At 69.9% G+C, this 24,502-nt stretch carries 20 protein-coding genes and 3 pseudogenes; 6 read left to right on the top strand and 17 right to left on the bottom strand.

What is annotated here, in order from left to right; genetic code table 11:
* Window positions 1–16: 16 nt before the first annotated feature.
* From AC3IFE_RS05680 to AC3IFE_RS05640, 9 genes are all read right to left on the bottom strand, one after another.
* Window positions 17–1,018, bottom strand: a complete 1,002-nt coding sequence (locus AC3IFE_RS05680; protein WP_089471190.1) for a glycosyltransferase family 2 protein — start codon at window positions 1,016–1,018, stop codon at window positions 17–19.
* Window positions 1,015–2,760, bottom strand: a complete 1,746-nt coding sequence (locus tag AC3IFE_RS05675) for a carbamoyltransferase family protein (RefSeq protein ID WP_489189843.1) — start codon at window positions 2,758–2,760, stop codon at window positions 1,015–1,017. The genes AC3IFE_RS05680 and AC3IFE_RS05675 overlap by 4 nt, the downstream gene beginning before the upstream one ends.
* 3 nt (window positions 2,761–2,763) lie before the next feature.
* Window positions 2,764–3,966, bottom strand: coding sequence for a glycosyltransferase family 9 protein (locus AC3IFE_RS05670; RefSeq protein WP_489189842.1), 1,203 nt, complete (start codon window positions 3,964–3,966; stop codon window positions 2,764–2,766).
* On the bottom strand, window positions 3,963–4,574 hold the full coding sequence (locus AC3IFE_RS05665) for a D-glycero-alpha-D-manno-heptose-1,7-bisphosphate 7-phosphatase (RefSeq protein ID WP_089471187.1): 612 nt from the start codon (window positions 4,572–4,574) through the stop codon (window positions 3,963–3,965). The genes AC3IFE_RS05670 and AC3IFE_RS05665 overlap by 4 nt, the downstream gene beginning before the upstream one ends.
* Window positions 4,565–5,314 (bottom strand): SDR family oxidoreductase, encoded by a 750-nt coding sequence (locus AC3IFE_RS05660; RefSeq protein WP_489189841.1) that lies wholly within the window; start codon window positions 5,312–5,314, stop codon window positions 4,565–4,567. The genes AC3IFE_RS05665 and AC3IFE_RS05660 overlap by 10 nt, the downstream gene beginning before the upstream one ends.
* Before the next feature lie 197 nt (window positions 5,315–5,511).
* Window positions 5,512–6,039 carry a hypothetical protein gene (locus AC3IFE_RS05655; protein ID WP_489189840.1) on the bottom strand — a complete coding sequence of 176 codons (528 nt, stop codon included), beginning with the start codon at window positions 6,037–6,039 and terminating at the stop codon, window positions 5,512–5,514.
* Window positions 5,981–8,782, bottom strand: a complete 2,802-nt coding sequence (locus AC3IFE_RS05650; RefSeq protein WP_489189839.1) for an ABC transporter transmembrane domain-containing protein — start codon at window positions 8,780–8,782, stop codon at window positions 5,981–5,983. The genes AC3IFE_RS05655 and AC3IFE_RS05650 overlap by 59 nt, the downstream gene beginning before the upstream one ends.
* Window positions 8,783–8,829: 47 nt before the next feature.
* Window positions 8,830–9,681 carry a BON domain-containing protein gene (locus AC3IFE_RS05645; RefSeq protein WP_489189838.1) on the bottom strand — a complete coding sequence of 284 codons (852 nt, stop codon included), beginning with the start codon at window positions 9,679–9,681 and terminating at the stop codon, window positions 8,830–8,832.
* 184 nt (window positions 9,682–9,865) lie between these two features.
* A complete protein-coding gene (locus AC3IFE_RS05640) occupies window positions 9,866–10,219 on the bottom strand; it encodes a chemotaxis protein (RefSeq protein WP_489189837.1) in 354 nt (117 codons plus the stop codon).
* Between the two features lie 268 nt (window positions 10,220–10,487).
* Between AC3IFE_RS05640 and AC3IFE_RS05635 the strand changes: the two are divergent.
* A pseudogene (locus AC3IFE_RS05635) lies at window positions 10,488–12,076 on the top strand (PAS domain-containing hybrid sensor histidine kinase/response regulator).
* A gap of 10 nt (window positions 12,077–12,086) precedes the next feature.
* Here AC3IFE_RS05635 and AC3IFE_RS05630 read toward each other — a convergent pair.
* The 3 genes from AC3IFE_RS05630 to AC3IFE_RS05620 form a co-directional block, all read right to left on the bottom strand.
* Window positions 12,087–12,410, bottom strand: coding sequence for a four-helix bundle copper-binding protein (locus AC3IFE_RS05630; protein ID WP_489189836.1), 324 nt, complete (start codon window positions 12,408–12,410; stop codon window positions 12,087–12,089).
* A 58-nt stretch (window positions 12,411–12,468) separates the two neighbouring features.
* A complete protein-coding gene (locus AC3IFE_RS05625) occupies window positions 12,469–13,674 on the bottom strand; it encodes a zinc-dependent alcohol dehydrogenase (RefSeq protein WP_089471182.1) in 1,206 nt (401 codons plus the stop codon).
* Window positions 13,675–13,959: 285 nt separating this feature from the next.
* Complete coding sequence (locus AC3IFE_RS05620; protein ID WP_489189895.1) at window positions 13,960–14,598, bottom strand: MarC family protein; 639 nt, start codon at window positions 14,596–14,598, stop codon at window positions 13,960–13,962.
* Between the two features lie 122 nt (window positions 14,599–14,720).
* Here AC3IFE_RS05620 and AC3IFE_RS05615 point away from each other — a divergent pair, with 122 nt between their 5' ends.
* Complete coding sequence (locus AC3IFE_RS05615; protein WP_059574987.1) at window positions 14,721–14,939, top strand: DUF6566 family protein; 219 nt, start codon at window positions 14,721–14,723, stop codon at window positions 14,937–14,939.
* A 35-nt stretch (window positions 14,940–14,974) separates the two neighbouring features.
* On the opposite strand, the pseudogene AC3IFE_RS05610 reads toward AC3IFE_RS05615, so the two are convergent.
* The 5 genes and pseudogenes from AC3IFE_RS05610 to AC3IFE_RS05590 all read right to left on the bottom strand — a co-directional run.
* Window positions 14,975–15,094: pseudogene (locus AC3IFE_RS05610) on the bottom strand (DUF5594 family protein); the annotation flags it as partial.
* Window positions 15,095–15,136: 42 nt separating this feature from the next.
* Window positions 15,137–16,663, bottom strand: coding sequence for an FAD-dependent oxidoreductase (locus AC3IFE_RS05605; RefSeq protein WP_489189835.1), 1,527 nt, complete (start codon window positions 16,661–16,663; stop codon window positions 15,137–15,139).
* Between the two features lie 346 nt (window positions 16,664–17,009).
* Window positions 17,010–17,465, bottom strand: coding sequence for a DUF1269 domain-containing protein (locus AC3IFE_RS05600; protein WP_489189834.1), 456 nt, complete (start codon window positions 17,463–17,465; stop codon window positions 17,010–17,012).
* Window positions 17,466–17,561: 96 nt separating this feature from the next.
* The gene (locus AC3IFE_RS05595; RefSeq protein ID WP_489189833.1) at window positions 17,562–18,014 is read right to left on the bottom strand and encodes a phosphate-starvation-inducible protein PsiE; all 453 of its coding nucleotides are present in this window, start codon (window positions 18,012–18,014) and stop codon (window positions 17,562–17,564) included.
* 178 nt (window positions 18,015–18,192) lie between these two features.
* Window positions 18,193–18,348: pseudogene (locus AC3IFE_RS05590) on the bottom strand (helix-turn-helix domain-containing protein); the annotation flags it as partial.
* A 437-nt stretch (window positions 18,349–18,785) separates the two neighbouring features.
* Between AC3IFE_RS05590 and AC3IFE_RS05585 the strand changes: the two are divergent.
* The 4 genes from AC3IFE_RS05585 to AC3IFE_RS05570 all read left to right on the top strand — a co-directional run bounded on the left by AC3IFE_RS05585 (window position 18,786) and on the right by AC3IFE_RS05570 (window position 24,409).
* Window positions 18,786–19,865 (top strand): Dyp-type peroxidase, encoded by a 1,080-nt coding sequence (locus tag AC3IFE_RS05585; RefSeq protein WP_489189832.1) that lies wholly within the window; start codon window positions 18,786–18,788, stop codon window positions 19,863–19,865.
* Window positions 19,858–20,673: a family 1 encapsulin nanocompartment shell protein gene (locus AC3IFE_RS05580; protein WP_489189831.1), complete on the top strand. Its 816-nt coding sequence runs from the start codon at window positions 19,858–19,860 to the stop codon at window positions 20,671–20,673. Before AC3IFE_RS05585 ends, AC3IFE_RS05580 begins: the two co-directional genes overlap by 8 nt.
* Window positions 20,674–20,777: 104 nt before the next feature.
* A complete protein-coding gene (locus tag AC3IFE_RS05575) occupies window positions 20,778–21,047 on the top strand; it encodes a hypothetical protein (RefSeq protein WP_489189830.1) in 270 nt (89 codons plus the stop codon).
* Window positions 21,048–21,577: 530 nt separating this feature from the next.
* Complete coding sequence (locus AC3IFE_RS05570; RefSeq protein ID WP_489189829.1) at window positions 21,578–24,409, top strand: ATP-dependent Clp protease ATP-binding subunit; 2,832 nt, start codon at window positions 21,578–21,580, stop codon at window positions 24,407–24,409.
* Window positions 24,410–24,502 lie beyond the last annotated feature (93 nt).

The following is a 24,502-nucleotide window of genomic DNA, read 5'->3' as shown; positions in this document are numbered from 1 at the left end:
CAGGGAGAAGAGGACGTCAAAGGAAAATCACCCGGAAGTGAAGCGCGCCGCGCATGCGCCAGTACAACGACACGGGCGGAATCGCGATGGACGTGACGATCATCTCGGCCACGTGCGACGCCGTGAGCTGCGTGCCGCGCAACCGTTTCGCGCAGAACCCGGCAGTAATCGCGGCCCACACCGCCGCGCACACGATGGCCGGCGCCGGCCAGCCGGCGGCGAAACAGCCGATCGCGCCGAGCGCGGCGAGCACGGCCGCGTAGTAATGCCACGGCGGCACGGGCCGGATGTGACGCCGGTAGGTCGCGCGGTGCTTCTTGTACAGCAGCGCATCGAAATACACCTTCGACTGCGCGCCGATGCTCGATCCCCAGCGCGCGGGACGCACCGGATGCACGATGCGCGCGGCGTCGGCCTCGACGATCGGCCCCGCATGCTCGCGCAGCGCGAACATCAGGTCGGCGTCCTCGCGCCACGCGCGCGTGAAGCGTTCGTCGAAGCCGCCGATGCGTTCGAGCGCCGCGCGCCGCACGAAGCAGTTCGCGGTCGCGAATTCCGCATGCGCGAGCCCCGCCGCGTCGCGTTCGTAGTCGGTCGGGCACGGCCGCAACGGCACGTCGATCCGGCCGGCCGCGGCCGCCGCCGACGGCTCGGCCAGCAGCGCGGCCGCGCCGTGGCGCAGCCAGGTCGGATCGGGAATCGTGTCGTCGTCGGTAAATGCGATCAGCGCGCCGCCCGCGCTGCGCCAGCCGACGTTGCGCGCGCCGGCCGGCCCTTGCGTGTCGGGCGCGGTCATGTAGCGGATCGCCGGCACGTCGGTCACGCGCGCGCGGCACGCATCGACGACGGCGCGCGCACTGCCGGCCGGATCGTCGTCCACGACGACGATCTCGTAGGTCGTCGGATCGAACACCTGCGCGCACAGCGCGTCGAGGCAGCGTTCGAGCAGATCGGGCCGCCGGTAGGTCGGCACGACGACCGATACGACCGGCGGCAGGTGCGTGTCGCGCATGTTCATCTCGGTTTCTCCAGCAGGAACGGGCCGATCACGAGCGCGTCGAGCGGCGATGTCCAGAAGCATTCGACCGCGTCGCGCGGCGAGCACACGATCGGCTCGCCGCGCGTGTTGAACGACGTGTTGACGAGCACCGGCACGCCGGTGAGCGCGTCGAACTCGGTCAACAGCGCATGCAGCAGCGGATGCTGCGTCTCGTCGACGGTCTGCACACGCGCGGTGCCGTCGATGTGGCGCACGGCCGGAACCCGGTCGGCGCGCTCGGGCACGACGTCGTAGACGAACAGCATGAACGGCGCGCGCAGCGGCGTGCGCCGGCCGCCGCTGAACCAGTGATGCGCGCGATCCTCGAGCACGACCGGCGCGACCGGCCGGAAATCCTCGCGATCCTTGATCCGGTTCAGCTTGTGCTGCATGTCCGGGTCGATCGGCGACGCGAGGATCGACCGCGCGCCGAGCGCGCGCGGGCCGAACTCCATGCGCCCCTGGAACCAGCCGATCACGCGGTTCGCGGCGAGCAGCGCGGCCGTCTGCGCGGCGATGTCGTCGAGCCGCCGGTACGGCAGCTGCGCTTCCTTCAGGAACGCCTCGATCGCGCCGTCGTCGTAGGCCGGCCCGAGGTACGCATGATCCATCCGCCAGCCGCCGCGCACGCCGCGCATCCGGAAGTCGGTCCACAGCGCGGCGCCGAGCGCGGTGCCCGCGTCGCCGGCGGCCGGCTGCACCCACACGTCGTCGAACGGGCCGCGATCGCGGATCTTCGCGTTCATCACGCAGTTCAGCGCGACGCCGCCCGCCATCGCGAGCTGCCGCTCGCCGGTCTCGCCGGCCAGCCAGTCGACCGCCTGCAGCGTCGTCTCCTCGAGCACGAGCTGCAACGCATGCGCGATGTCGTAATGATGCGGCTCGATCGGGCCGCCGCGTTCGCGCGGCGGGCCGAACCGTGCCGCGAGATCCTCGTCGCGCACGTCGTAGCGGCCTTCGCCGCGATACTGCACCAGCTTGCGCATCTCGTCGGCGAACACCGGCTTGCCGTACGACGCGAGCGCCATCACCTTGTATTCGTCCGACGAGTGCAGGAAGCCGAGATAGCGCGTCACGCGCTCGTACAGCAGCCCGAGCGAGTGCGGCAGGTTCACCTGCCCGAGCCGCCGGTACGAGCGGCCGTCGAATACGCCGTAGCTCGTCGTCGCGCGCTCGCCGCGCCCGTCCATCGTCATCACCGCGCAGCGCTCGAACGGCGCCGCGAGAAACGCGCTCGCCTCGTGCGCGAGGTGGTGCTCGACGAAATGCCAGCGAAACGGCCCGTCGTGCGTGACGCCGCGAAAGCGCCGCTGCAGATGATGCGGCACGCCGCCCGCGAGCTGGCGCGGCGCGTTGACGATCGACGACAGGAACAGCGGATGCCACGGCGACGCGCCGTCCTCGCGCGGTGCATGCGCGGACGGCGACAGCGGCAAGGTCAGCGCCGGCGCCGCGCCTTCGCGGTCGAGTTCGAACGAAGGGTCGTACGAATACGCGACGTGGTCCACGTCGGCGAGCGTGATGCCGGCTTCCGCGAGGCAATAGTCGATCGCGTGGAAAGGCAATTCCCAGGTCGAGAACGGCACCGGGCGCTTCGCGTGCTTCACGTGCGTGAAGCGTTCGTCCTCGGCCGCCGCGATCACGACGCCGTCGCGCACGATGCACGCGGCGCTGTCGTGGAAGGCGGCGTTGATGCCGAGCGTATGGATCGGATCAGGCATGCGTCAGTTCCTCGTGATGACGTGCGCGAACGGAATCACGTTCGATGCGTGCGCCGCGACCGGCTCGCGGACGTCCGCGGCAGCCCGCGCGGCCGTGCGTTGCGCATGGCGCGCGCTGCCGCGCAGCAACGCGTGCACGGCGTTGACGACGTCGTCGACGCTCACGCCGCTCAAGCACGGATGGCCGGGCTGGTTGCACACGCTGCGGTAGCAGTTGCGGCACGGCACGTCGACGTTCAGCACACGGTGCGGCACACGCCACGGCGTGTGCTGCGGATTGGTCAATGCATACAGGTCGACCACCGGCGTGCCGAGCGCGGCCGCGAGATGCACGGGGCCGCTGTTGTTCGACAGCACCAGGTCGGCCGTCTCGATCAGCGCGCCGAGTTCGCCGAGCGGCAACACGCCCGCGAGCGGCACCGCGCGCGGCCCCGCCCGTTCGCACACCGCGTCGACCAGCGCGCGCTCGTCCGCGCCGCCCGTCACCGCGATGCCGTCGAACAGCGGCGCGACCGCGGCGGCCGCGTCGCCGAAACGCTCGGCCGGCCAGCGCCGCGACGCGGCGGTCGCGCCCGGATGGACCACGAGCCACCGCGGGCGCGCCGCCGCCGGCTGGCGCGCGCCGCCGAAGCGCTGCAACGCGGCCTGCAGGCGCGCATGCACCGCATGCCGCGCCGCGTCGCCCGGCTCGAACGCCATCCGCCAGTCCGCCGTCTTCGCGCCGACGGCACGCACCAGCGCGAGCTGGCGCGCGACCTCGTGGCGCACGTGCGATTCCGGTTCCGTTTCCGGCACGCGATCGGTCAGCAGTTCATACGGGTTCTCGCGGCAATGCGCGAGCCGCAGCGGGATGCCGGCGAGCCAGCACATCATCGCGGCGGGCAGCGGATTCTGGCTGTAGACGGTGAAGATCACGGCCGCGTCGAAACGGCCAGCCAGCAGCCGGTCGATCATGTCGAGATCGGCCACGGGGTCGCCGCGCACGTCGGGGTGCTTGACCCATGGCGCGTCGTAACTCCACACGTCGTCGACCATCGGCAGATGCTTCGCGAGCGCGGCGCCCGTGCGCGACGTCAGCAGCGTCAGGTGACGATCGGCGCCGCTCTCCTTCAGCGCGCGCAGCGCGGGCGTGGTCATCAGCACGTCGCCGATGCTGTCGAGCCGCACGCACAGGATGCGGCGCGCGCGGCTCCAGGCCGTGCTCATGGCCGCACCCACGAGCCGTGCCGAAGCGCGGCTTCGCGTACGACGATGTCGGCGGCCAGGTCGACGCGATCGACGACGTGATGCGGCGTGCGCGCGGCGTTGAGCCGCCACTCGGTCTCGTTGCCGCAGTCGACCAGGATCGTGCCGCAGCGCGCGGTGCGGCCGGCCTCGACGTCATCGAGGATGTCGCCGATCATCCAGCTCCATTCGGGCGCGGCGCCGAGCGCGGCCAGCGCGCGGCGCAGCATGCCGGGGCGCGGCTTGCGGCAGAGGCAGTCGCAGGTGTAGCGCGGCACGCTGCCCCGCGGGTGATGCGGGCAGTAAAAAAAATCCGCCAGCGTCGCGCCGTTCGCTTCGAACAATTCGGCGAGACGCTGGCGGACCGCGCCAAGCTCCTGTTCGGTAAAGCGGCCGAGCGCGACGCCCGGCTGGTTCGACACGACCGCCAGCGGCATCCCGGTCGCGCCGAGCGTGCGCAGTGCGCGCGCCGCGCCCGGCGCGAGGCGCATGCGCGCGGGATCGACGTTGTACGGCACGTCGTCGAGCAGCGTGCCGTCCTTGTCGAGCAGCACCGCGCCGGGCAGCCGCCGTTCGCGCTTCAGGGCCATGACGTCTCCTTCATCGGCAGCACCATCAGCTCCGGCACCACGGTGCCCGGCGGCTGCGTCAGCACGAAGCGCACGGCGGCCGCCACGTGCTCCGGCGGCTGCAGCGTGTCCTCGTCGATGTCCGGAAAACGGTCGAGCAGGAACGGCGTGCGCATCCCGCCCGCGACGATCGCCGACACGCGCACGCCGCTCGGCCGCAGCTCGGCATGCAGCGCGTGCGACAGGCCGAGCAGCCCCCACTTCGTCGCGTGATACGCGGACGCATTCGGCCACGCGCGCTTGGACGCGGTCGACGCGATGTTCACGATATGGCCGTTGCCGCGCGCCTTCATCATCGGCACGGCCGCGTGACACATCAGGTACGGGCCGAACAGGTTCGTCATCAGCACCTGCTGCCATGCGTCGACGCTCACGTCGTCGATCGGCGCGGTCACGTCGATCGCCGCGTTGTTGACGATCACGTCGAGGTCGCCGAGCGATTCGCGCGCGTCGTGCACGACCTGCAGCACCGATGCTTCGTCGCGCACGTCGAGCGGCCGGCCCACCGCCTGCCCGCCGTGGCGTTCGAGCCGCTGAGCGACGGCGGCCGCGCGGTCGCCGTCGAGATCGGCGACGACGACGTGCGCGCCGTGCTGCGCAAGCTCTTCGCAAATGGCTTCGCCGAGACCGCGGCCACCCCCGGTCACGAGTGCGGTCCGGCCGGCGAGCGGCGGTTTGGCTGGATCGTGAGTCACGTTCACCTGCACCTCCTGTCGATGTCGGAAAGCAAATCCGGATGACGGCGACGCTTGTCGCGACAACCGTCCGTGCAGGAGGTACAGCGAAAACCGTGCCGGGCTGCGCGCGCCCGCGCCGCATCGGGCCGTGGCGCGCGCTCGCTGGCTTTTTTATAACCGGCTGTAAAAACCGGCCCGGGCGGCCGCGCCCAGGCGGCCCCTCAGATCGCGAGCGCGTCGGGCGTGGCCTGCGCGCGGTGCTTCGCGAGCGCGCGCAGGCAGTGCGCGATGCAGCCCGCGAACGCCTCGTCGAACCACGGCTGCGCGCCCGACACGCCGACCACGATGCCGCCGAGCGCGACGCCGCCCCACAGGTTCGTGTCGCCCGCGCGCAGCCGGTACGGCTCCAGCGCCTGCACGACATGGCCGTCGCGGCCCGTTTCCCACGACAGCCGCGCCTTGGCCCGCGCATAGGCGCGATAGTCGGCGTCCCAGTCCTTCGGGTCGGGCAGCGAAAACTCATACAGGATCGCGTCCTCGAACGCCGCGTCGTGCGGCCCGAGCGCCGGGTCCATGATCACGACGTGCAGGCAGCCGCTGTCGCCGACGAAATCGCTCTGCAGCGCGGCGGACAGCGTCGGCAACAGCAGCTCGACGGCCGCCACGGCGGCCTGGCGGTCCGCGAACGCGCTACCGCCGCGACGCGCGTTCAGGGCTTCGGGTGTCGTCGGATTCAGAAGGTTCGGCATGGATTTCTCCGGAGGAAAACGCGAGCGCACGCAACGCCGCGATCAGGTCGGCCGCTACCGCGGGCTTGGTCAGGTACGCATGGAAACCGGCTTCGACCGCGCGCGTGCGGTCGCGATCGCGCGCATGGCCGGACAACGCCAGCGCCTCGAGCGGCGCACGGCCGTCGCGATCGCGCGCGGCGTCGAGCTGACGCACGCGCGCCATCACCGTGTAACCGTCCTCCTCGTCGTCGCCGAGGTCGATGTCGCAGACGAGCAGCGCCGGCCAGTCGGCCCGGCGCGCGCGCCACAGGTCGTCCAGCAACGCCTGGCCCGACGCATACGCATGCACGTCGGCGCCGGCCATCTTCAACAGCGCGGTGAGGGCCTCGCGCGCCTCGTCGTGGTCGTCCACGCACGCGATGCGCAGCCCGTCGAGCGGCTTCGCGGCGGCCGCCGCACCGGCATCCGGAGGCGGCACGGCGTCACCGGACGGCATCGATGCCGGCGCCACCGCGTACATCGGCAGCGACAGGTGCAGCGTCACGCCGATATCGTCGCGTTCGCGCACGACGTAGCCGCCGGCTTCCTCGATCGCGTCCTGCAAGCGTTCGAGATCGATCAGCGACAACTCCGCGGCGTCGACGCCCGTGCACGCGATCGTGATGCGCGCTTCCGGGTCGTGGCGCACCGTGCGCACCTCGAGCTGCCCGCCACTGCTCGCTTCGATCGCGCCGCGACACAGCTCCCACACGAAGCGCCGCAGCGCGGCCGGATCGGCGTTGACGACGAGATCCTCGTCCGACACATGGCGGAACACCGGCACGCCGCGCCGCGCGGCCGCCTCCGCCAGCGAATCGAGCACCTGCGACACGAGCGGATTGATCCGTACCGGCTGCCGCGCGAACTTCGCCTCCGTGCGTTCCAGCTCGCGCTGCTTCGCCTGCAGCGACCACATCTGCGCATACACGCCGCCGCTTTCGAGCAACTCGTCGTGGGTGCCCTGCTCGACGAGCCGGCCGTACTCCATCACGAGGATGCGGTCGGCATCGACGATCGTCGACAGCCGGTGCGCGATGATGAGGCTCGTGCGATGCCGCGCGACGCGCATCAGTTCCTGCTGGATCGCGCGCTCCGAGCGCGTGTCGAGCGCCGACGTCGCCTCGTCGAACACGACGATCGGCGGCGCCTTCAGCAACGCGCGCGCGATCGCGACGCGCTGGCGCTCGCCGCCCGACAGCCGCACGCCGCGCTCGCCGACGCGCGTGTCGTACGCATCGGGCAGCCGCTCGATGAACGTGTCGAGTTGCGCGCCGCGCGCGGCCGCGATCACGTCGCCGCGGGTCGCGTCGCGCTTGCCGTAGGCGATGTTGTACGCGAGCGTGTCGTTGAACAGGATGGTGTCCTGCGGGACGATGCCGAGCGCGTCGCGCAGGCTGCGCTCGGTGACGAGCCGCAAGTCCTGGCCGTCGATCCGGATGGTGCCTGCATCGGGCTGGTACAGCCGGAACAGCAGTCGCGCGAGCGTCGACTTGCCCGAGCCGCTGCCGCCGACCACGGCGATCGTCTGCCCGGGCTCGATGCGGAACGACACGTCGAACAGGATCTGCCGGCTCGGCTCGTAGCCGAAGTCGACGTGCTCGAACTCGATCGCGCCGCCGCGCACGACGAGCGGCTGCGCGCCGGGCGCATCGCCGTCCTCGCCCGGCTTGCCGCGCGCGTCGAGCAGCCCGAACAGCCGCTCGATGTTCGTCATCGCGTCGTTCGCCTCGCGGAACACGAAGCCGAGCGCATTCAGCGGCAGGCTGATCTGGATGACGTAGGCGTTGATCAGCACGAGATCGCCGATCGTCATCGCGCCGCGCGCGACCTGCTGCCCGGCGAGCAGCATCACCGCCGCGATCCCCGCGCCGATGCACGCGCTCTGCCCGATATGCAGCGTCGACAGCGCGTACTGGTTGTCGACGCCGGCCTCGCGCCATTCGTCGAGCACGCGCTCGAGCCGATCGCGCTCGACGTCCTCGCGCGCGAAATACTTGACCGTATCGACGTTCAGCAGGCTGTCGACCACGCGCGAATTCGACTCGGCCTCCAGTGCGTTCACGCGCCGCTGGTAGCGCATGCGCCGGCGCGTGAACACCACCGTATACGCCGCGTAGACGGCGAACGTGACGAAGATGATCGCGGTGAACCCGCCGCCGTACTTGCTGATCACGATCACGAGCACCGAGCCGATCTCGATGGCCGTCGGCACGATCGTGAAAACCGCGACGCCGAGCAGGTAGCCGATGCCGGCCGTGCCTTTCTCGAGGTCGCGCACGACCGCACCCGTCTCGCGCTGCGCATGAAAACGCGCGCCGAGGCGGTGCAGATGGCCGAACGTGCGCACGGTAAACGACGCGACCGTATGCTGCGTCACCTGCACGAAGGTCATGTCGCGTACTTCGTTCAGCGCGTTTGACGCGAAGCGCACGACCGCGTACGCGAACAGCAGCAGCACCGGCCACGCCATCGGCTGGCCGGCCGCGCGGCCGAAGCCGTCGACGATATCCTTGAGCAGCAGCGGCACTGATACGGCCGCCGCTTTCGCGAGCACCAGCAGCGCGATCGCCGCGAGCACGCGTGCGCGGTAATGCCAGATCGCGCGCCAGAGTTCGACCGCGATCCGGGCTCGCAGGCCGCGCTTGTCGCGGCGATGGCGGAGGTCGCGGCCTGCGGCCGCATCACGGTCCTTCGCGGGCGTTTCGTCGATTCCGGTCGTCATGCACGCATTACTCGCGGTCGGGGGCGCGGCGTTTCACCCATGGGGGGTCAGTGGCGCGGTTCGCGCTCGCGGCCGCTCGCCACGACGCCCGGTTCCGGGTCGCGCGCGGCAGGCTGGGTCGGTGTGACGGTCCGCTGGTCCGGATGCAGCACCATGCCCGCGTCGGGTTCGTCGTCGCGGCGCACGCGCACGCGGTTCTCGACGTCGCGCACGCCCAGGCAGCCGTCGGCCAGATCCTCGATGTCGTGCTTCATCCAGCGCGCCGGCACCGTGCCGTCCAGTTCGACGCGCCCCGCGCTCACCTGCACGCTGACGTCGCTCACGTCGATCTCGAGCGCATGCGCGAGCCGCTCGCATACGTCCTCGCGAATCCGCTCGTCCGAGCGCGTATAGCCTTTCGGCCCGCGGCGATGGCGCAGCGCGTCGCGTTCGGTATCCCGGCCGAAGCGCGACAGGTCGGGGGCACCGCCGTAGCGCGGATCGCCTACGTCGCGCTCGCCGCCGTACGAACCCATCCGGTGCGGGCTGCGGAATTCCGGCCGCTCGCCGCCGTACCGGCCTTCGTGGCCCGCCGCCGTGCGGCGGCCCGGTTCGCCGTAGCCGCGCTCGGGGCCGCGCGCCGGCTGGCGCGCGCCGCCCGGCCAGTCCGGGTCGGCCGCGCCGCGCCGCTGGTCGACCGGCCGCGCGGCGCGCTCGGTCCATTCGCTGCCCCAGTCTTCCGGGCCCACGTCCTCGCTCGCGAAGCGCCGGTCAGCCGATTCGTCGTCTTCTTCCGGCCACCGGGCCGGGTCGTCCGGGATGCCGCGCTCGCCGGCGCCCCGGTACGCGCGTTCGTTGCGCTCGTACCAGTCGGGCGGGCCGCCGCGCTCGCCGGACCGTCCGGGATATCGTCGTTGCATCGTGTCTCTCCTTGATCGCCCGCGCCGCGCACGACTCCCTGCCGGGTCGCGGCGCGCGTCGGTCGGGTGAATGCAAATCGCGTGCCGGCGCCGTTGCCGTGCCGCGACGGTTGCGCGTCGCCGCGCCGGGAAGCCGTCAGGCGCCCCAATCTGCAACGCGATTGCAGTTTTTGCGTGTCGGGCGTCACGGGGCACCGCCGGGTTCGTCCGGGTCGTCGGTGCGACCGGGATCGCTCAGCCGCTCCGTACGGTCCGGCTCGATGTCGGCGCCGTCCTCCAGCGTCGAATCGCCGTCCGCCGACGCGCGCTCGCCCGTCCCCGCGCGATCCGTATCGGTGTCGAGTGCCGCATCGCCGCGCTCCAGCGCGTGGTCGTCCAGCGGCGAATCGACGTCGAACGGATGGCGCCGCGCCCCCGCCGTATCGCTGCCGCTGTCGGACGAGTCGCTCGGGCCGAGCGCCCGGCCGTCGCGACCGCGGCTGGCGTTGTCGTCGTCCGGGCCGGCCGGTTCATTGTCGGGATTCAGCGTGCTGTTCATGTCGGCCTCCTTGCCTGGCTTGCCGCCGCGCGATCGGCCGGATGGCCGCCGCACCGCAGGCGGACCATCCTGGCGTGCAATCGGCATGCCGCGCCCGGCGCGGACGGCCGGCCCGACAGACGGCACGCCCCGTGCGCACCCATTGATAAGCTGAATCGAGTTCCTTTATGCTTTCGAACGTGCCAATTCGCTCCGTATGGCCGCCGCCGGCGCGTCCGGCGGCGGGCCGGCGACCTGCGGCCGCCCGCATTTTCAACTTGCCGCTCCGATGAAGAAAGACGACGCCGATCTCCAACCGCATCCGCCGCCGCCCGGCTCGTCCGACGCGCGCGACCTGCAGCACCGCTTCGCCGAATTCCGGTTCCAGACCGTGGTGGAGTCGATCACCGACTATGCGGTATTCATGCTCGACCCTTATGGCAACGTCGCGACGTGGAACGCCGGCGCCCAGCGCATCAAGGGTTACTCCGCCGCCGAGATCGTCGGCCACCATTTCTCGCTGTTCTATCCGATCGATGCGATTACGGCCGGCCGTCGCAAGGGCTCGCGCTGGCCGCCGCGCACGGCCACTTCCTGGACGAGGGCTGGCGCGTGCGCAAGGACGGCACGCAGTTCTGGGCAAGCGTGACGATCACGCCGGTGTACGACGCGGCGCACGAGCTGTGCGGCTTCATCAAGATCACGCGCGACATGACCGAGCGCAAGCGGCTCGAGGAGCTCGAGGCGTCGACGCAGCGGCTCAGCGTGTTCATCGCGACGCTTGCGCACGAGCTGCGCAATCATCTCGCGCCGCTGCGCAATTCGGTCGGCGTGCTGCAGACCCTGCCCGATCCGCCGCCTGCGCTCGCGCAATGCCGCGACGCGGTGAACCGCCAGGTCGGTCAACTGACACGGCTGGTCGACGATCTGCTCGACGTCGGGCGCATCACCGCCGGCAAGGTCGAACTCGACGCACGCCCCGTCACCGTGCGCGACCTCGTGTGTCGCGGGGTCGAAAGCATCCAGCCGAAGCTGGCCGCGCGCGAGCAGTGGATCCGCGTCGACCTCCCGGCCGACGCGGTGGTGCTGCACGGCGACGACGCACGGCTCGTCCAGGTCCTGCACAACCTGCTCGACAACGCGTCGAAATTCTCGCCGCACGGCGGCCGGATCGACGTCGGCGCGCGGATCGAGGGGCAGTCGGTGGCGATCCACGTCGTCGACCGCGGCGTGGGTATCGCGCCCCGCGCGCTCGAGACGATTTTCGACCTGTTCGAACAGGAAGGTGGATCGGGCCAAGCCCCGTCCGGCGGTTTCGGGCTCGGTCTGGCCATCTGCCGGTCGTTCGTCGAGCTGCACGGCGGGCGAATCGCCGCGGAAAGCGACGGGCCCGGCCACGGTGCGACGTTCACGGTATGGCTGCCGATCGCGCACGTGGCACGCGACGAGCCCGCCGCACCGCCTGCGCCCGCCGCCTCCGCGCAGCCGGCCGTCGAGCCGCTGCGCATCGTCGTCGTGGACGACAACCACGACTCGGCCGACACGCTCGCGGTGTTGCTGCAGATGAAGGGGCACGCGCCGCGCGTCGCGTACGACGCGGACGAAGCGCTCGCGCTCGCCCGCGACTACACGCCGCATCTGATGATCCTCGACCTGACGATGCCGGACGTCGACGGCTTCACGCTGCTGCAGGAATTGCGCACGATCGACGCGCTACGCGACACGACCTGCGTCGCGCTGTCCGGTCATGCGCGCGCATCCGACCTCGCGCGCACCGAAAGCGCCGGCTTCGACGACCATCTCGTGAAACCCGTCGAGATGGCCGTCCTCGACGCGCTGCTGGAGCGCGTCGCGCGTCGGGTTCGGGATACGCCGTAAGCGCCCGTGCTCACGCCATCGCGCGGCACATCGCGGCACACGCCTCGCACGCGAGCGCGCAGCGGCGGCAATGCTCGTGCGCATGCCGCGAACACTCGGCCGCACACAAGTCGCACGCATGTGCGCACAGCGCGCAAATGCGCGGTGCGAGCCCGCTGCGGCGCGCCATCGCGCCCGACGCGAAGCGGCACAGCTGCGCGCATTCGATGTCGAGCGCGATGCAGGTGGCCAGTGCGTGCACGTCGCGCTCCGCGAGGCAGGCGGCCGCACAGGTGTCGCATGCGTGCGCGCAGGCGTCGCACGCGGCCATGCAGTTGTCGTATTGATCGCTCATCGTAGTCCTCCCGGTTTCGGTTTGATCGTTTCGGTTCGCATCGTTTCGGTTCGTGTCGTCACGGCGTCAGCTTCACCTTCATCCAGCCCGGCTCGCGCACGTCGAACGCGCGATACGCATCGATCGCATTCGTCAGCGGCTCGCTGCGCGTGAGCACCGACAGCGGGTCGAACGCGCCGCTGCGCACCAGTTCGACGAGCGGCGGCGTCACCGTCCGGTGATTGCAGTTGCCCATCTTGATCGTCAGGTTCCGGTTCATCGCCTCGCCGATCGGAAACACGCGCGCCGCCTGCGGATACACGCCGATCACCGAGATCGTGCCGGCCTTCGCGACCACGCGCACTGCCCATTGCAGCACCTGCGACGGCCCGTCGCCCGGCACCCAGTTGCGGCCGTCCGGCTTGCGGTGCGGCGCGACCGCCTCGACTTCCGCATCGAACGCACGCGCGGCGTCGCGATCGGCCGCGGCCGGCCCGTGCGTCGCGCGCATCGCGTCGACGCCCACCGCGTCGATCACGCGGTCGACGCCGATTCCGCCCGTCAGCCGCAATATCGTGTCGACCGGGTCGTCCTCGGAAAAATCGACAATCTCGGCGCCTTGCGCGCACGCCATCTCGAGCCGCGACGCGATGCGGTCGACCGCGATCACGCGCCCGGCGCCCATCAGCTTCGCGCTCGCGATCGCGAACTGGCCGACCGGCCCCGCGCCGAACACGGCGACCGTATCGCCCGGCTTCACTTCCGCAAGCTGCGCGCCGAAATAGCCGGTCGGGAAGATGTCCGACATCAGGATCGCGCGATCGTCGTCGATCTCGTCGGGCAGCCGGATCAGGCTCGCATGCGCAAGCGGCGTGCGTGCGTATTCGGCCTGCAGCCCATCGAACGGGCCCGTTTCCGCCGGCCCGCCGAAGAACGACGTGCCCGCGCGCGGCCCGCCGGGGTTCGCGACGTCGCATTGCGCGGTGTAGCCGGCGCGGCAGTAAGCGCAGCTACCGCATGCGATCGTCGACGGAATCAGCACGCGATCGCCGCGCCGCAGGTTGCGTACGTCGCGCCCGACCGCCTCGACGATGCCGACGCCCTCGTGGCCGAGAATCGTGCCGGGCTTCATCCCGCCGAGCGTGCCGCGCACCATGTGCAGATCGGTGCCGCAGATCGCGCTGGCGGTCAGGCGCACGACCGCGTCGGTCGGCGCGGAGACTTCCGGATCGGGCACCGTGTCGATGCGAATATCGCCGATACCGTGAAATACGACTGCTTTCATGTCAGGCCCTCCTTGTCGAAAACGGAAACGGTGAATGTGACCGTCGAGCCGATCGAGCAAGGGGTGCGCCTGTGCAACGCACACTGCGCGTGGTGACACGCGGGCGGGAAGCGCTGCGATTTCGGGGAAAGACCGGGCCGGGGAATCAGTGGGTCGGCGCGACGTTGCCGCGGGTGCCGCCGTTGTCATTGCACGCGTTCGGCCACGGAGATCGCTTCGACGCGCTTCAGTTCGTCGTCGATCGACAGCGTCGTGCGGCCACCCGATGCAGTCGAACGGACGCGCTCAGTGCGGCAGCCCGAACGCGGCCTTCAGGCTCGCGACGATCATCTGCATCGCGATCGCCGCGAGAATCATCCCCATCAGGCGCTGCGTGACGGCCGTCACGCGCGGCGACAGGAAATGGCCGATCAGCGGCGCCGACAGCAGCGACACGGCGAGCAGCACGAGAAACGCGCCAAGCCCGAGCGCGAACGCGAGCTCCTGCCCGCTCGCGACGGCGCCGTGTCCGAGCACGATCATCGTCGCGATCGTGCCGGGGCCAACGAGCAACGGGATCGTCAGCGGATAGATCGCGACGCTTTCGGCGGCCGGCGGATCGGCGCCTTCGTCGCTGCCCGGCGCATGCTGGCGGCTCGGCGAACCATGCAGCATCGACAGCGCGATCAGCAGCACCAGCAGCCCGCCCGCGAGGCGGAAATCGTCGATCGTCAAGCCGAACACGCGCAGGATCGCGCCGCCCGCGACGGCCGACACGATGCAGCCGACCGTCACGCCGATCGCGGCCGTCAGCGCGACCTTGCGGCGCACGCCGTCCGCAGCGCCTTCGGTCAGCGACAGGAACACCGGGATGTTCGCGATCGGGTTCATGATCGCGAACAGCGCCGCGAACACCTTGATCGAAAAGGTCAGGTCGAAGGTCACCGGGTCGCTCCCGTCTCGCGCGGCAAGCGACAGGCCGCCGCCGGTTCGTTTTCGATGCGCGGCGCACGCGAGGCTGATACGATCCACGCACCACGTTCATTCACGACGGAGGGCCCCGATCGATGCAAGCCACCGACACTTTCATGGGTCACGAGATTCGCGTCGACGCGACACGCAACGCGAACGGCGCGTGGGTCGCGCAGGTGCGGATCTTCCGCGACGGCGCGCCGGTCGATCTGCCCGCGCCCGAACTCGTCACGCCCGAATGGCTGACGTGCGACGAAGCGCTGCGCGGCGGCATCGACCAGGGCCGCGTGATGATCCGGACGCGCGACCGGTAACGACGCCCGCATCGTCCGCGCACCGTCGGCCTGCCCTGCCCGTCGTGCGGCACGACGTCGACCTTCACCTCGCCGGGCTGATACAGGTCGCGCAGGCGCGTCGCGATACGCGGCGCGAACCCGGTTTCGAAACGTGCACGGACGTCGGGATTCATCTCGTCTCCCTTCAAGGTTCGGCGGGTGTCGTCATGCTGCGTTCAGGCGGGCGCGATCTGCCGCTCGAGCGCTGCTTCGGCCTTCAGGCTGTCGAGATCGCGAGCGATCGTCACGACCGCGAGCCGCGTGTTGCCGCGCCAGTACGCGATCGAGCAGTCGTGCGCGCCGAGGTCGCCGTCGATCTCGACGCGATCCCATTGCTCCGCATGCCCGACATAGCGGAGCGTCAGGTCGTAATGCTGACTCCAGAAAAACGGCACCGCGTCGAACGGCCGCTGCTGGCCGAGCAGGTTGCGCGCGGCGACGATGCCCTGCCGCTCGGCGACGACCCAGTGCTCGACGCGAATCCGCTCGCCCGTCAGCGGATCGGGCCAGCGCGCGATGTCGCCGGCCGCGTAGATGCCGGGCGCGCTTGTCTGCAGGAAGCGGTCGACCGTCACGCCGCGTTCGACCGCGAGCCCGGCCTCCTGCGCGAGTTCGACGTTCGGATGCACGCCGATGCCGACCAGCACGACGTCGGCCGGCAACACGTCGCCGTTCGACAGCGTCACGCTGTCCGGCCCGATCCGCGCGGGCGTCGCGCCGAGATGGAACACGACGCCGTGCGCTTCGTGCAGCGCCTTGATCGTGTCGCCGAGCGCGTCGCCGAGCACGCGGCCCATCGGATGCGGATCCGGTGCGACCACCTGCACGTCGAGCCCGCGCGTGCGCAACGCGGCGGCCGCTTCGAGCCCGATGAAGCTCGCGCCGACCACCACGCAGCGGCGCGCGGTTTTCAGCTTCGCGATCAGCGCATCGCAATCGGCGCGCGAGCGCAACGTACAAACGTGCGGTAAATCGGCACCGGGCACGTTCAAACGGTTCGGCTCGGCGCCCGTGGCGAGCAGCAGCGCGCCGTATTCGATACGGCTGCCGTCGGCGAGCTCGACCGCCCGCTGCGCGGGATCGATGCGCGCGACTCGCGTGTTGCAGCGCACGTCGATCCGCTGCCCGCTATAGAACGACGGTGCGCGCAGCGGCAGCCAGTCGGCCTGAGCCGTGCCCGCGAGGTAATCCTTCGACAGGTTCGGCCGGTCGTACGGCGGATCGGCATCGGCGCTCAGCAGCGTGATCGCGTGCGGGTAGCCTTCCTGCCGCAGTGTCACGGCCGCCGCGATCGCAGCGGCCCCGCCGCCGACGATCACGACCGATGCGGGCAGCCCGGCCGCCTTCGGCGCGGGCGGTGCGGCGGCCGGCCGCGCATCGATCACGACCGCGCGGCCGTCGCGCCGCTCGACGCGCCAGCACGGCAACCCGTCGAGCGCCGGCGCACGCTCCATCTTGCCGGTGCGCAGGCAGAACGCCGCGTGATGCCACGGGCAGCGAATCGTGTCGCCGACGAGCAGGCCCTTCGCCAGCGGGCCGCCGTAGTGCGGGCATTGCGCGCCCACCGCGAACAGTTCGTCGCCGCGGCGCACGAGCAGCACTGCCGCATCGCCGACATGGCCTTCGATCATCGCGCCATCGGCGAGATCGTCGAGCGCGATCCCTTGCGTGAGATCGGGTGAGGACGCATCGCTTCCAGTCATGACGTGGCTCCCGAAAAGTCAGGTAACGATCCCATTATCGACATCCCTCCTGAAAAGAACAGGTACAGACGCCTCGCAGCGCACGCAAACACGGACTGTAGCTCGTACACGATCCGCGACCGGCGTAGAACCTGATCGACGTTGCGGCGCAACACGCCGGCCGCGCGGCGAGGGGCCGCGCGAGCCGCGCAATCCGCGTGCCGACTTCACCTGTCAAAGGAGCACTCCCCGATGGCCACCGTCCTGTGCGTGCTCTACCCCGATCCCGTCGATGGCTATCCGCCGCGCTATGTGCGGGATTGATCGACGCGCATGCAATGCTCCCGAATCGGTTCGAAAGGGGCGCTCAGTCGAGCGCCTGGCGAAAGACCTTGCCGCCGAATCCCGTCACGACGTTGTCGACCGAGAACGGCGTGTCCTCCTCCGCTTCGAGAATGACCGCGACGCTGCCGGGCACGAGCCGTGCCGCGATCGTCTCGACGAACGTGCCGTCGAGCAGCGCGTTGCCGGCCGCTTGCGCGAGAATGCCGGCGCCCGCGCCGGCCGCCATGCCGGTCACCATGCCGATCGGCCCGGCCAGCAGGCCGAGCAAGCCACCGGCGATCGCGCCGATCACGTCGCCCTTGAACGGCCGCGATTCGGCGTCGAGCACCGCGAGCTTGCCGTTCGCGTCCTTCTCGACGACGACGCCGTTCTCGATGTGGAATCCTTCGTTCTTCTCCGACAACGCCTCGAAATCGTTCGCGGCCCGGCGGGCCGTCTCGACGCTGCCGAACACGGCGACGATCAATTGTCTGGTCATGCGACACCTCGTGTGTCGGGATGAAGATGAATATGAAGATGAGGCCGCACGTCGCACGGCGCACCGGGGTTCGCTTCGCATGCCGCCCGGGCCACGTTACCTGCGGGCATGCACGTCGTCCTCGACATCGTCGACATCCGCCGGAAAGCGATGCTGGCCGAAGCTCAGGATCAGCACGCCGACAGCGAGCAGCACGATCCCGAAAGTCGTCATCAGCATCCGCTCGGGGCTGTCGGTCGCGCCGCGCAGGATCAGGTCGCGCGCGAGCGACGTCATCGCGATGAACAGCGGAAACCGCACCGGCAGCCGGCCGAGCCGCAGGTAGCGCAGGTTCATCGCGAGCACTTCCAGATACAGGAACATCAGCAGCAGGTCGGTCAGCGACACTTCGCCCGCGAGCACGACCTTCCACGCCTCCTGCGTCATCGCGAACGCGGTCGCCAGCCCGATCACGACCAGGCCGGCCAGCTCGGCCGCGTGAAGGAAATGGCCGAAGCGGCGACGAATGCGCTCGGCGGCCGTATCGGCGGAGGCAGTGGAGATATTCAACGCGTCGTGCCGCGATCGATGCGCCATCGCCGCGGCGGCGGGTGTCGGGAAACGGAAAGCCTGAGACGGGCGGGCGGAAAACCGTTGCGCACGCACCGGTTCCGACCGCGCCGGTCGCCTGCGCGACCGCGGACGGCGTGCGCCGGCAACACGCATGAAACGCGACGCCGGCCTCGGTGCACACGACGTCGCCCGAGCGGTCCAGTAGCAGCCGGCAGCCGAGATAGCGTTCGAGGCCGTCGAGCCGCGCACTCACCTGCGCGACGTCGAGCTGCAGATCGGCCGCCGCGCCGGACAGCCCGCCGTGCTCGACGATTGCACGGAAAATACGCATCGCTTCCAAAAGGTTCATCATGATGGTCGTCGCCGGGCGGAGCGGAACCTAATCTACTGCACGCGACACGCACGCTCAAGAGCACAGCGCCGCGCGCGCCAGGAGTACAGCTGCGCGGGCGCCGCACAAAACCGAGCCCTGTTTGACCCATTCGAATGACAGATCATCGATACGTGTTCCAAAGCCCCGTCGAAGCTGCTAGATTGCAGGCTCGACGACGTTACGCGGTGCGGACAGTTCACGCGCCGGGCGAACGCGCGGCCGATACGTCCGCCTCCCCATCGCGCCGGGAGCCGGCCGCCGCCGCTGCGGCCCGTTGCGCGATGCCCGCGCAACGTCCTTCATCCGCATGTCACAAAGCACAGAGAACAGTCGCATGACACAGTTCAACCGTTCGCGTTCGCGCGCCGCGGCTGCCGCGACCCGTCCGTCCCGACATGACTGACCGGCAGGCCGCGATGCAGATCACTCCTCCCCCGCTCTCCCAGGCCGTTCACAGCACGATCACGCGCAGCGCGATCTTTCTCGTGGCGACGATCAATCCCGGCGCCGATCACGCCGACACGATCCGTTCGTGGTGCGGCGACATCGCCGCGCTGGTGCGCTCGGTCGGCAAGCGCGTGCCGGGCGGCAACCTCACGTGCGTGTGCGGCTTCGGCTCCGACGCGTGGGATACGCTGTTCGGCGAGCCGCGCCCCGCGTCGCTGCATCCGTTCCGCGAATTCGGCGCCGGCCAGCGCGTCGCGGTCGCGACGCCCGGCGACATCCTGCTGCACATCCGAGCCGAAGCGATGGACCTGTGCTTCGAACTGGCGACGCAATTGCTCAATGCGCTCGGCGACGCGGTCACGGTCGTCGACGAGGTGCACGGCTTCCGCAATTTCGACCAGCGCGCGATGATCGGCTTCGTCGACGGCACCGAGAACCCGGAAGGCCGCGAAGCGGTCGACTTCACGGTGATCGGCGACGAAGACGCCGAATTCGCGGGCGGCAGCTACGTGCTCGTGCAGAAGTACCTGCACGACATGGCCGGCTGGAACGCGCTCGCGGTCGAAACGCAGGAGCGCATCATCGGCCGCACCAAGCTGTCCGACATCGAGCTCGCGCCGGACGTGAAGCCGTCGTGCTCGCACAGCTCGCTGACCACGCTCGACGAGGGCGGCCAGGAAGTGAAGATCCTGCGCGACAACATGCCGTTCGGGCGCCCGGGCGCCGGCGAATTCGGCACCTATTTCATCGGCTACGCGCGCTCGCCGGCCCCGATCGAGCAGATGCTCGAGAACATGTTCGTCGGCCGCCCGCCGGGCAACTACGACCGCCTGCTCGACTACAGCCGCGCGGTCACCGGCTCGCTGTTCTTCGTGCCGTCGGCCGACCTGCTCGAGGCGCTCGCCGACCGCCCGGCGCCGCCCGCCGAAGCCACCCAACCGGAATCCACGCCGTCCGCGCCTGCCGCACCGCATCGCGACGGCTCGCTGAACATTGGCTCGCTGAAAGGAACCCCAACCTATGAATAATCTGCACCGCGAACTCGCGCCGATCTCGTCGGCCGCCTGGGAACAAATCGAGGAGGAAGTGGCGCGCACCTTCAAGCGATCGGTGGCCGGCCGCCGCGTCGTCGACGTCAACGGCCCCGCCGGCCCCGAGCTGTCGGCCGTCGGCACCGGGCACCTGCTCGACGTCGACGCGCCGCGCGAGCTCGTGAACGCGCGGCTGCGCGAAGCGCGCACGATCGTCGAGCTGACGGTGCCGTTCGAGCTGAGCCGCGACGCGATCGACAGCGTCGAGCGCGGCGCGCGCGACGCCGACTGGCAGCCGGCGAAGGAAGCCGCGCAACGGCTCGCGTTCGCCGAAGACGGCGCGATCTTCGACGGCTACCGCGCGGCCGGCATCGTCGGCATCCGCGAAGGCACGTCGAACCGCCGGCTCACGCTGCCGGCGGACGTCGGCGCGTACCCGGACGCGATCAGCGACGCGCTGGAAGCGATGCGCCTGGCCGGCGTCGACGGCCCGTACTCGGTCGTGCTCGGTTCGGACGCATACACCGCGCTCAGCGAAGCACGCGACCAGGGCTATCCGGTCCTCGGCCATATCAAACGGATCGTCAGCGGCGAGATCATCTGGGCGCCGGCGATCAGCGGCGGCTGCGTGCTGTCCACGCGCGGCGGCGATTACGAGCTGCACCTCGGGGAAGACGTGTCGATCGGCTACACGAGCCACACCGACAAGGGCGTTCGCCTGTACCTGCGCGAAACGTTCACGTTCCTGATGCTGACGAGCGAGGCATCGGTGGCCGTGGCGCCGCAGGGCAACGCGGCCGCCTGAGCGCGGTTGCCGGCGCGCGATGCCCGCCCGGGCGTCGCGCGCGACGGCCGCACCGCCGGCCGCGGGTTCGTCGCCGATCCAGCCCATCTTGCATGGAGGATGTCATGAGCGAATCGAATGACGCATTACAGGCGCTGCAGGCGTCCGTCGCTACCCTGAAGCAGACGGTGGACGCGCACGCGAGCAGCCAGGCCGGCGACACCGCCGTGCTGTTTACCGTCGTGTCGCTGATGCTGGCCGAGCTGCCGCCCGACACGCGCAACCTGATCGAGGATTCGTTCTCCGTGTGGGCCAATGGTCTGCAGAATGCGGCGCTGTCTGCCGACGTCAAACAGATCGCGCGGCAACGGCTCGCGATGACACTCTCCGACTGATCGTGGTGCACCGCGGTTGCGCGATGTCCGGCGCGTGCGGTGTCGCCCGCCTTCGCCTTCTCCGGCCGCACGGCGCATCGCGCCTGCGGTGCGCGCATGGCCAAACGCCACCGGTTCGCGCCCGCGCGTCGCGTGCCGTCTCGCGTCCCGCCTCGCGCCCCGTTCGGCCGCTGCCGGGGCACTGCGCACCGATGTCGCACCGCGCGCCGTTCGGGCGTCGCCCTGTCCCGCTTCCTGCACCGCAAGCCGTACGCGCCGCACACGCCCGCGCCGCCGCCCGCTTGCGCGTCTGTACTCCTTGCCGCCCCGTCCCGCGTCGATGCGAGGGTGCAATTCACGACCGGTCCGGCATGGAACTGTGTCTTGGACGGACCGCGTCGATTCGTTATTTTGAACGCAGTCGAAGCGATGCCGTGGGCTCCTTGCCGCACTCGCGCGTCCCGCCGCGACCGCGATCGTGCACCACGCCGGCGCGCACCGCATCGGGCGTCACGCTTCGACCCACCTTCACCGACAGGAGCCAGACCACCATGCCCGCACTTTGCGATATCTGCCACGCGCGGCCGGCCGTTGCGCGCGCCACCGTGATGCAGGACGGCGAGCGCAAGACGATCTCGATCTGCGATTACCACTTCCGTCAATTGATGCGGCATCAGAGCATGCTGAATCCGTTCGATTCGCTGCTCGGCGGTGGCGGACCGTCGTCGCTGTTCGGCGGGCTCGGCGACGACTCGCCGCTCGCCGCCGAGATTCCGCGCGAATCGGTCGACCCGACCGACGCGTTCAGCGAACAGACGCTCGAACTGCTGCAGCGCGCGGCCGAAAAGGCGCACGAACTGCGCCGCAGCGAGCTCGATTCCGAACACCTGCTGTACGCGCTCGCGGACACCGACGTGTGCGCCGCGCTGCTGAAGGAACTGAAGCTGTCGCCGGAGGACATCAAGTCGTACATCGACGCGCATGCGCATACCGGCACGGCGGACCCCGATGCGCCGCTCGACAAGCTGTCGATTTCGCCGCGCGTGAAGAAGGCCGTGCAGTACGCGTTCCAGGCGTCGCGCGATCTCGGCCACTCGTACATCGGCCCCGAGCACCTGCTGATCGGGCTCGCATCGGTGCCGGACAGTGTCGCCGGCACGCTGCTGAAGAAATACGGCGTGACGCCCGAGGCGCTGCGCCAGAAGGTCGTGAAGGTGGTCGGCAAGGGCGCGGAGGACGGCCGCGTCGATGCGCCGACCGGCACGCCGAACCTCGACAAGTTCGGCCGCGACCTCACCGCGATCGCGCGCCAGGGCAAGCTCGATCCGGTGCTCGGCCGCGCGCAGGAAATCGAGAGCACGATCGAGGTGCTCGCGCGCCGCAAGAAGAACAACCCGGTGCTGATCGGCGAGCCGGGCGTCGGCAAGACGGCGATCGTCGAGGGGCTCGCGCAGCGGATCGTGAACGGCGACGTGCCCGAAGTGCTGCGCGACAAGCGGCTCGTCGAAGTCAACATCAACTCGATGGTGGCCGGCGCGAAGTATCGCGGCGAATTCGAGGAACGCGCGAAGCAGCTGATCGACGAAGTGACCGCGAAGCAGGACGAACTGATCCTGTTCATCGACGAGCTGCATACGATCGTCGGCGCGGGCCAGGGCGGCGGCGAAGGCGGCCTCGACATCGCGAACGTGCTGAAGCCCGCGCTCGCGCGCGGCGAGCTGAGCCTGATCGGCGCGACGACGCTCAACGAATATCAGAAGTACATCGAGAAGGACGCCGCGCTCGAACGCCGCTTCCAGCCCGTGTTCGTGCCGGAGCCGAGCGTCGAGCAGACGATCGTGATCCTGCGCGGGCTGCGCGACAGCCTCGAGGCGCACCATCAGGTGACGTTCGCCGACGACGCGTTCGTCGCGGCCGCCGAGTTCGCCGACCGCTACATCAGGTCGCGCTTCCTGCCCGACAAGGCGATCGACCTGATCGACCAGGCCGCCGCGCGCGTGCGCATCGGCGCGACCTCGCGCCCCGTCGACATTCAGGAAGGCGAAGCGCAGATCGCGCAATTGAAGCGCGAGCAGGATTACGCGACGTCGCGCAAGCGCTTCGACGAAGCGAAGCAGTTCGAAGAGCAGATCAACGCGAAGCAGAAGGCCGTCGACGAGATGATGGAGGCGTGGCAGCGCAAGACCGGCTCGGAGACGCTCGAAGTGACCGTCGAGTCGGTGGCCGAGGTCGTGTCGCGGCTCACCGGCATCCCCGTGTCCGAACTCACGCAGGAAGAACGCCAGAAGCTGCTGAAGATGGAAGAGCAACTGCGCGAGCGCGTGGTCGGCCAGAGCGATGCGGTGGTCGCCGTCAGCGATGCGGTGCGGCTGTCGCGCGCCGGGCTCGGCCAGACGCACCGGCCGATCGCGACGTTCCTGTTCCTCGGGCCGACGGGCGTCGGCAAGACCGAGCTCGCGAAGGCGCTGGCCGAGACCGTGTTCGGCGACGAGCAGGCGATCATCCGCATCGACATGTCCGAATACATGGAGCGCCACGCGGTCGCGCGGCTGATCGGCGCGCCGCCCGGCTACGTCGGCTACGACGAAGGCGGCCAGCTCACCGAGCGCGTGCGGCGCCGCCCGTACAGCGTGATCCTGCTCGACGAGATCGAGAAGGCGCATCCGGACGTCTACAACGTGCTGCTGCAGGTGTTCGACGACGGGCGTCTCACCGACGGCAAGGGCCGCGTGGTCGATTTCAGCAACACGATCATCATCGCGACCAGCAATCTCGGCGCGGCGATCATCATGGACAACCTCACGCAGCCGGAGGCCGCGCGCAAGACCGACAAGGCGATCCGCGAGGAACTGATGCAGGTGTTGAAGGGGCATTTCCGGCCCGAGTTCCTGAACCGGATCGACGAGGTGATCGTCTTCCACGCGCTGTCGAAGGACAACATCCGCGCGATCGTGCAGATCCAGCTCGACCGCGTGGTACGCACGGCCGCCGCGCAGGACATCACGCTCATGATGGGCGACTCGCTCGTCGCGCACCTGACCGAAGCCGGCTACCAGCCGGAGTTCGGCGCGCGCGAGCTGAAGCGCCAGATCCGCCAGACCATCGAGACGCGGCTCGCGAAGGAGATCCTCGCCGATCGGCTGAAGTCGGGCGACACGTGCGAGCTCGACTACGACAAGGACAGCGACGAAGTGAAGTTCAACAAGCTCGCCGCGCCTGAAGCGAAGGACGCGAAGGACGCCGACGGCAAGGCCAAACCGAACGGCAAGGCCGGCAAGGCAGCCGCAGACGCAAAGGCGGACGACACGCCTGCCGACGCCCCGCCGCGCGCCGCGAAGCCGTCGGGCAAGAAGTCGTCCGGCGCGAAGAAGGACGCACACTAAAACAACGCATGCCCCGCACTCCGGGGCGCGCATGATCGGCTCCGTCCGCGGACGGAGCCGCCCCACGCCGCGACACGGCGCAACCGAGCCACC

The sequence above is a fragment of the Burkholderia sp. APQ4-4ca genome (assembly GCF_057837105.1).
This window is presented reverse-complemented; position numbering and strand designations above follow the sequence as displayed.

Bases quoted from the DNA above. Each gene is read 5' to 3' on its own strand.
- AC3IFE_RS05680 (WP_089471190.1), bottom strand. From the start codon at position 1,018: ATGAACATGCGCGACACGCACCTGCCGCCGGTCGTATCGGTCGTCGTG.
- AC3IFE_RS05675 (WP_489189843.1), bottom strand. From the start codon at position 2,760: ATGCCTGATCCGATCCATACGCTCGGCATCAACGCCGCCTTCCACGAC.
- AC3IFE_RS05670 (WP_489189842.1), bottom strand. From the start codon at position 3,966: ATGAGCACGGCCTGGAGCCGCGCGCGCCGCATCCTGTGCGTGCGGCTC.
- AC3IFE_RS05665 (WP_089471187.1), bottom strand. From the start codon at position 4,574: ATGGCCCTGAAGCGCGAACGGCGGCTGCCCGGCGCGGTGCTGCTCGAC.
- AC3IFE_RS05655 (WP_489189840.1), bottom strand. From the start codon at position 6,039: ATGCCGAACCTTCTGAATCCGACGACACCCGAAGCCCTGAACGCGCGT.
- AC3IFE_RS05650 (WP_489189839.1), bottom strand. From the start codon at position 8,782: ATGACGACCGGAATCGACGAAACGCCCGCGAAGGACCGTGATGCGGCC.
- AC3IFE_RS05645 (WP_489189838.1), bottom strand. From the start codon at position 9,681: ATGCAACGACGATATCCCGGACGGTCCGGCGAGCGCGGCGGCCCGCCC.
- AC3IFE_RS05640 (WP_489189837.1), bottom strand. From the start codon at position 10,219: ATGAACAGCACGCTGAATCCCGACAATGAACCGGCCGGCCCGGACGAC.
- AC3IFE_RS05630 (WP_489189836.1), bottom strand. From the start codon at position 12,410: ATGAGCGATCAATACGACAACTGCATGGCCGCGTGCGACGCCTGCGCG.
- AC3IFE_RS05625 (WP_089471182.1), bottom strand. From the start codon at position 13,674: ATGAAAGCAGTCGTATTTCACGGTATCGGCGATATTCGCATCGACACG.
- AC3IFE_RS05615 (WP_059574987.1), top strand. From the start codon at position 14,721: ATGCAAGCCACCGACACTTTCATGGGTCACGAGATTCGCGTCGACGCG.
- AC3IFE_RS05605 (WP_489189835.1), bottom strand. From the start codon at position 16,663: ATGACTGGAAGCGATGCGTCCTCACCCGATCTCACGCAAGGGATCGCG.
- AC3IFE_RS05600 (WP_489189834.1), bottom strand. From the start codon at position 17,465: ATGACCAGACAATTGATCGTCGCCGTGTTCGGCAGCGTCGAGACGGCC.
- AC3IFE_RS05585 (WP_489189832.1), top strand. From the start codon at position 18,786: ATGACTGACCGGCAGGCCGCGATGCAGATCACTCCTCCCCCGCTCTCC.
- AC3IFE_RS05580 (WP_489189831.1), top strand. From the start codon at position 19,858: ATGAATAATCTGCACCGCGAACTCGCGCCGATCTCGTCGGCCGCCTGG.
- AC3IFE_RS05575 (WP_489189830.1), top strand. From the start codon at position 20,778: ATGAGCGAATCGAATGACGCATTACAGGCGCTGCAGGCGTCCGTCGCT.
- AC3IFE_RS05570 (WP_489189829.1), top strand. From the start codon at position 21,578: ATGCCCGCACTTTGCGATATCTGCCACGCGCGGCCGGCCGTTGCGCGC.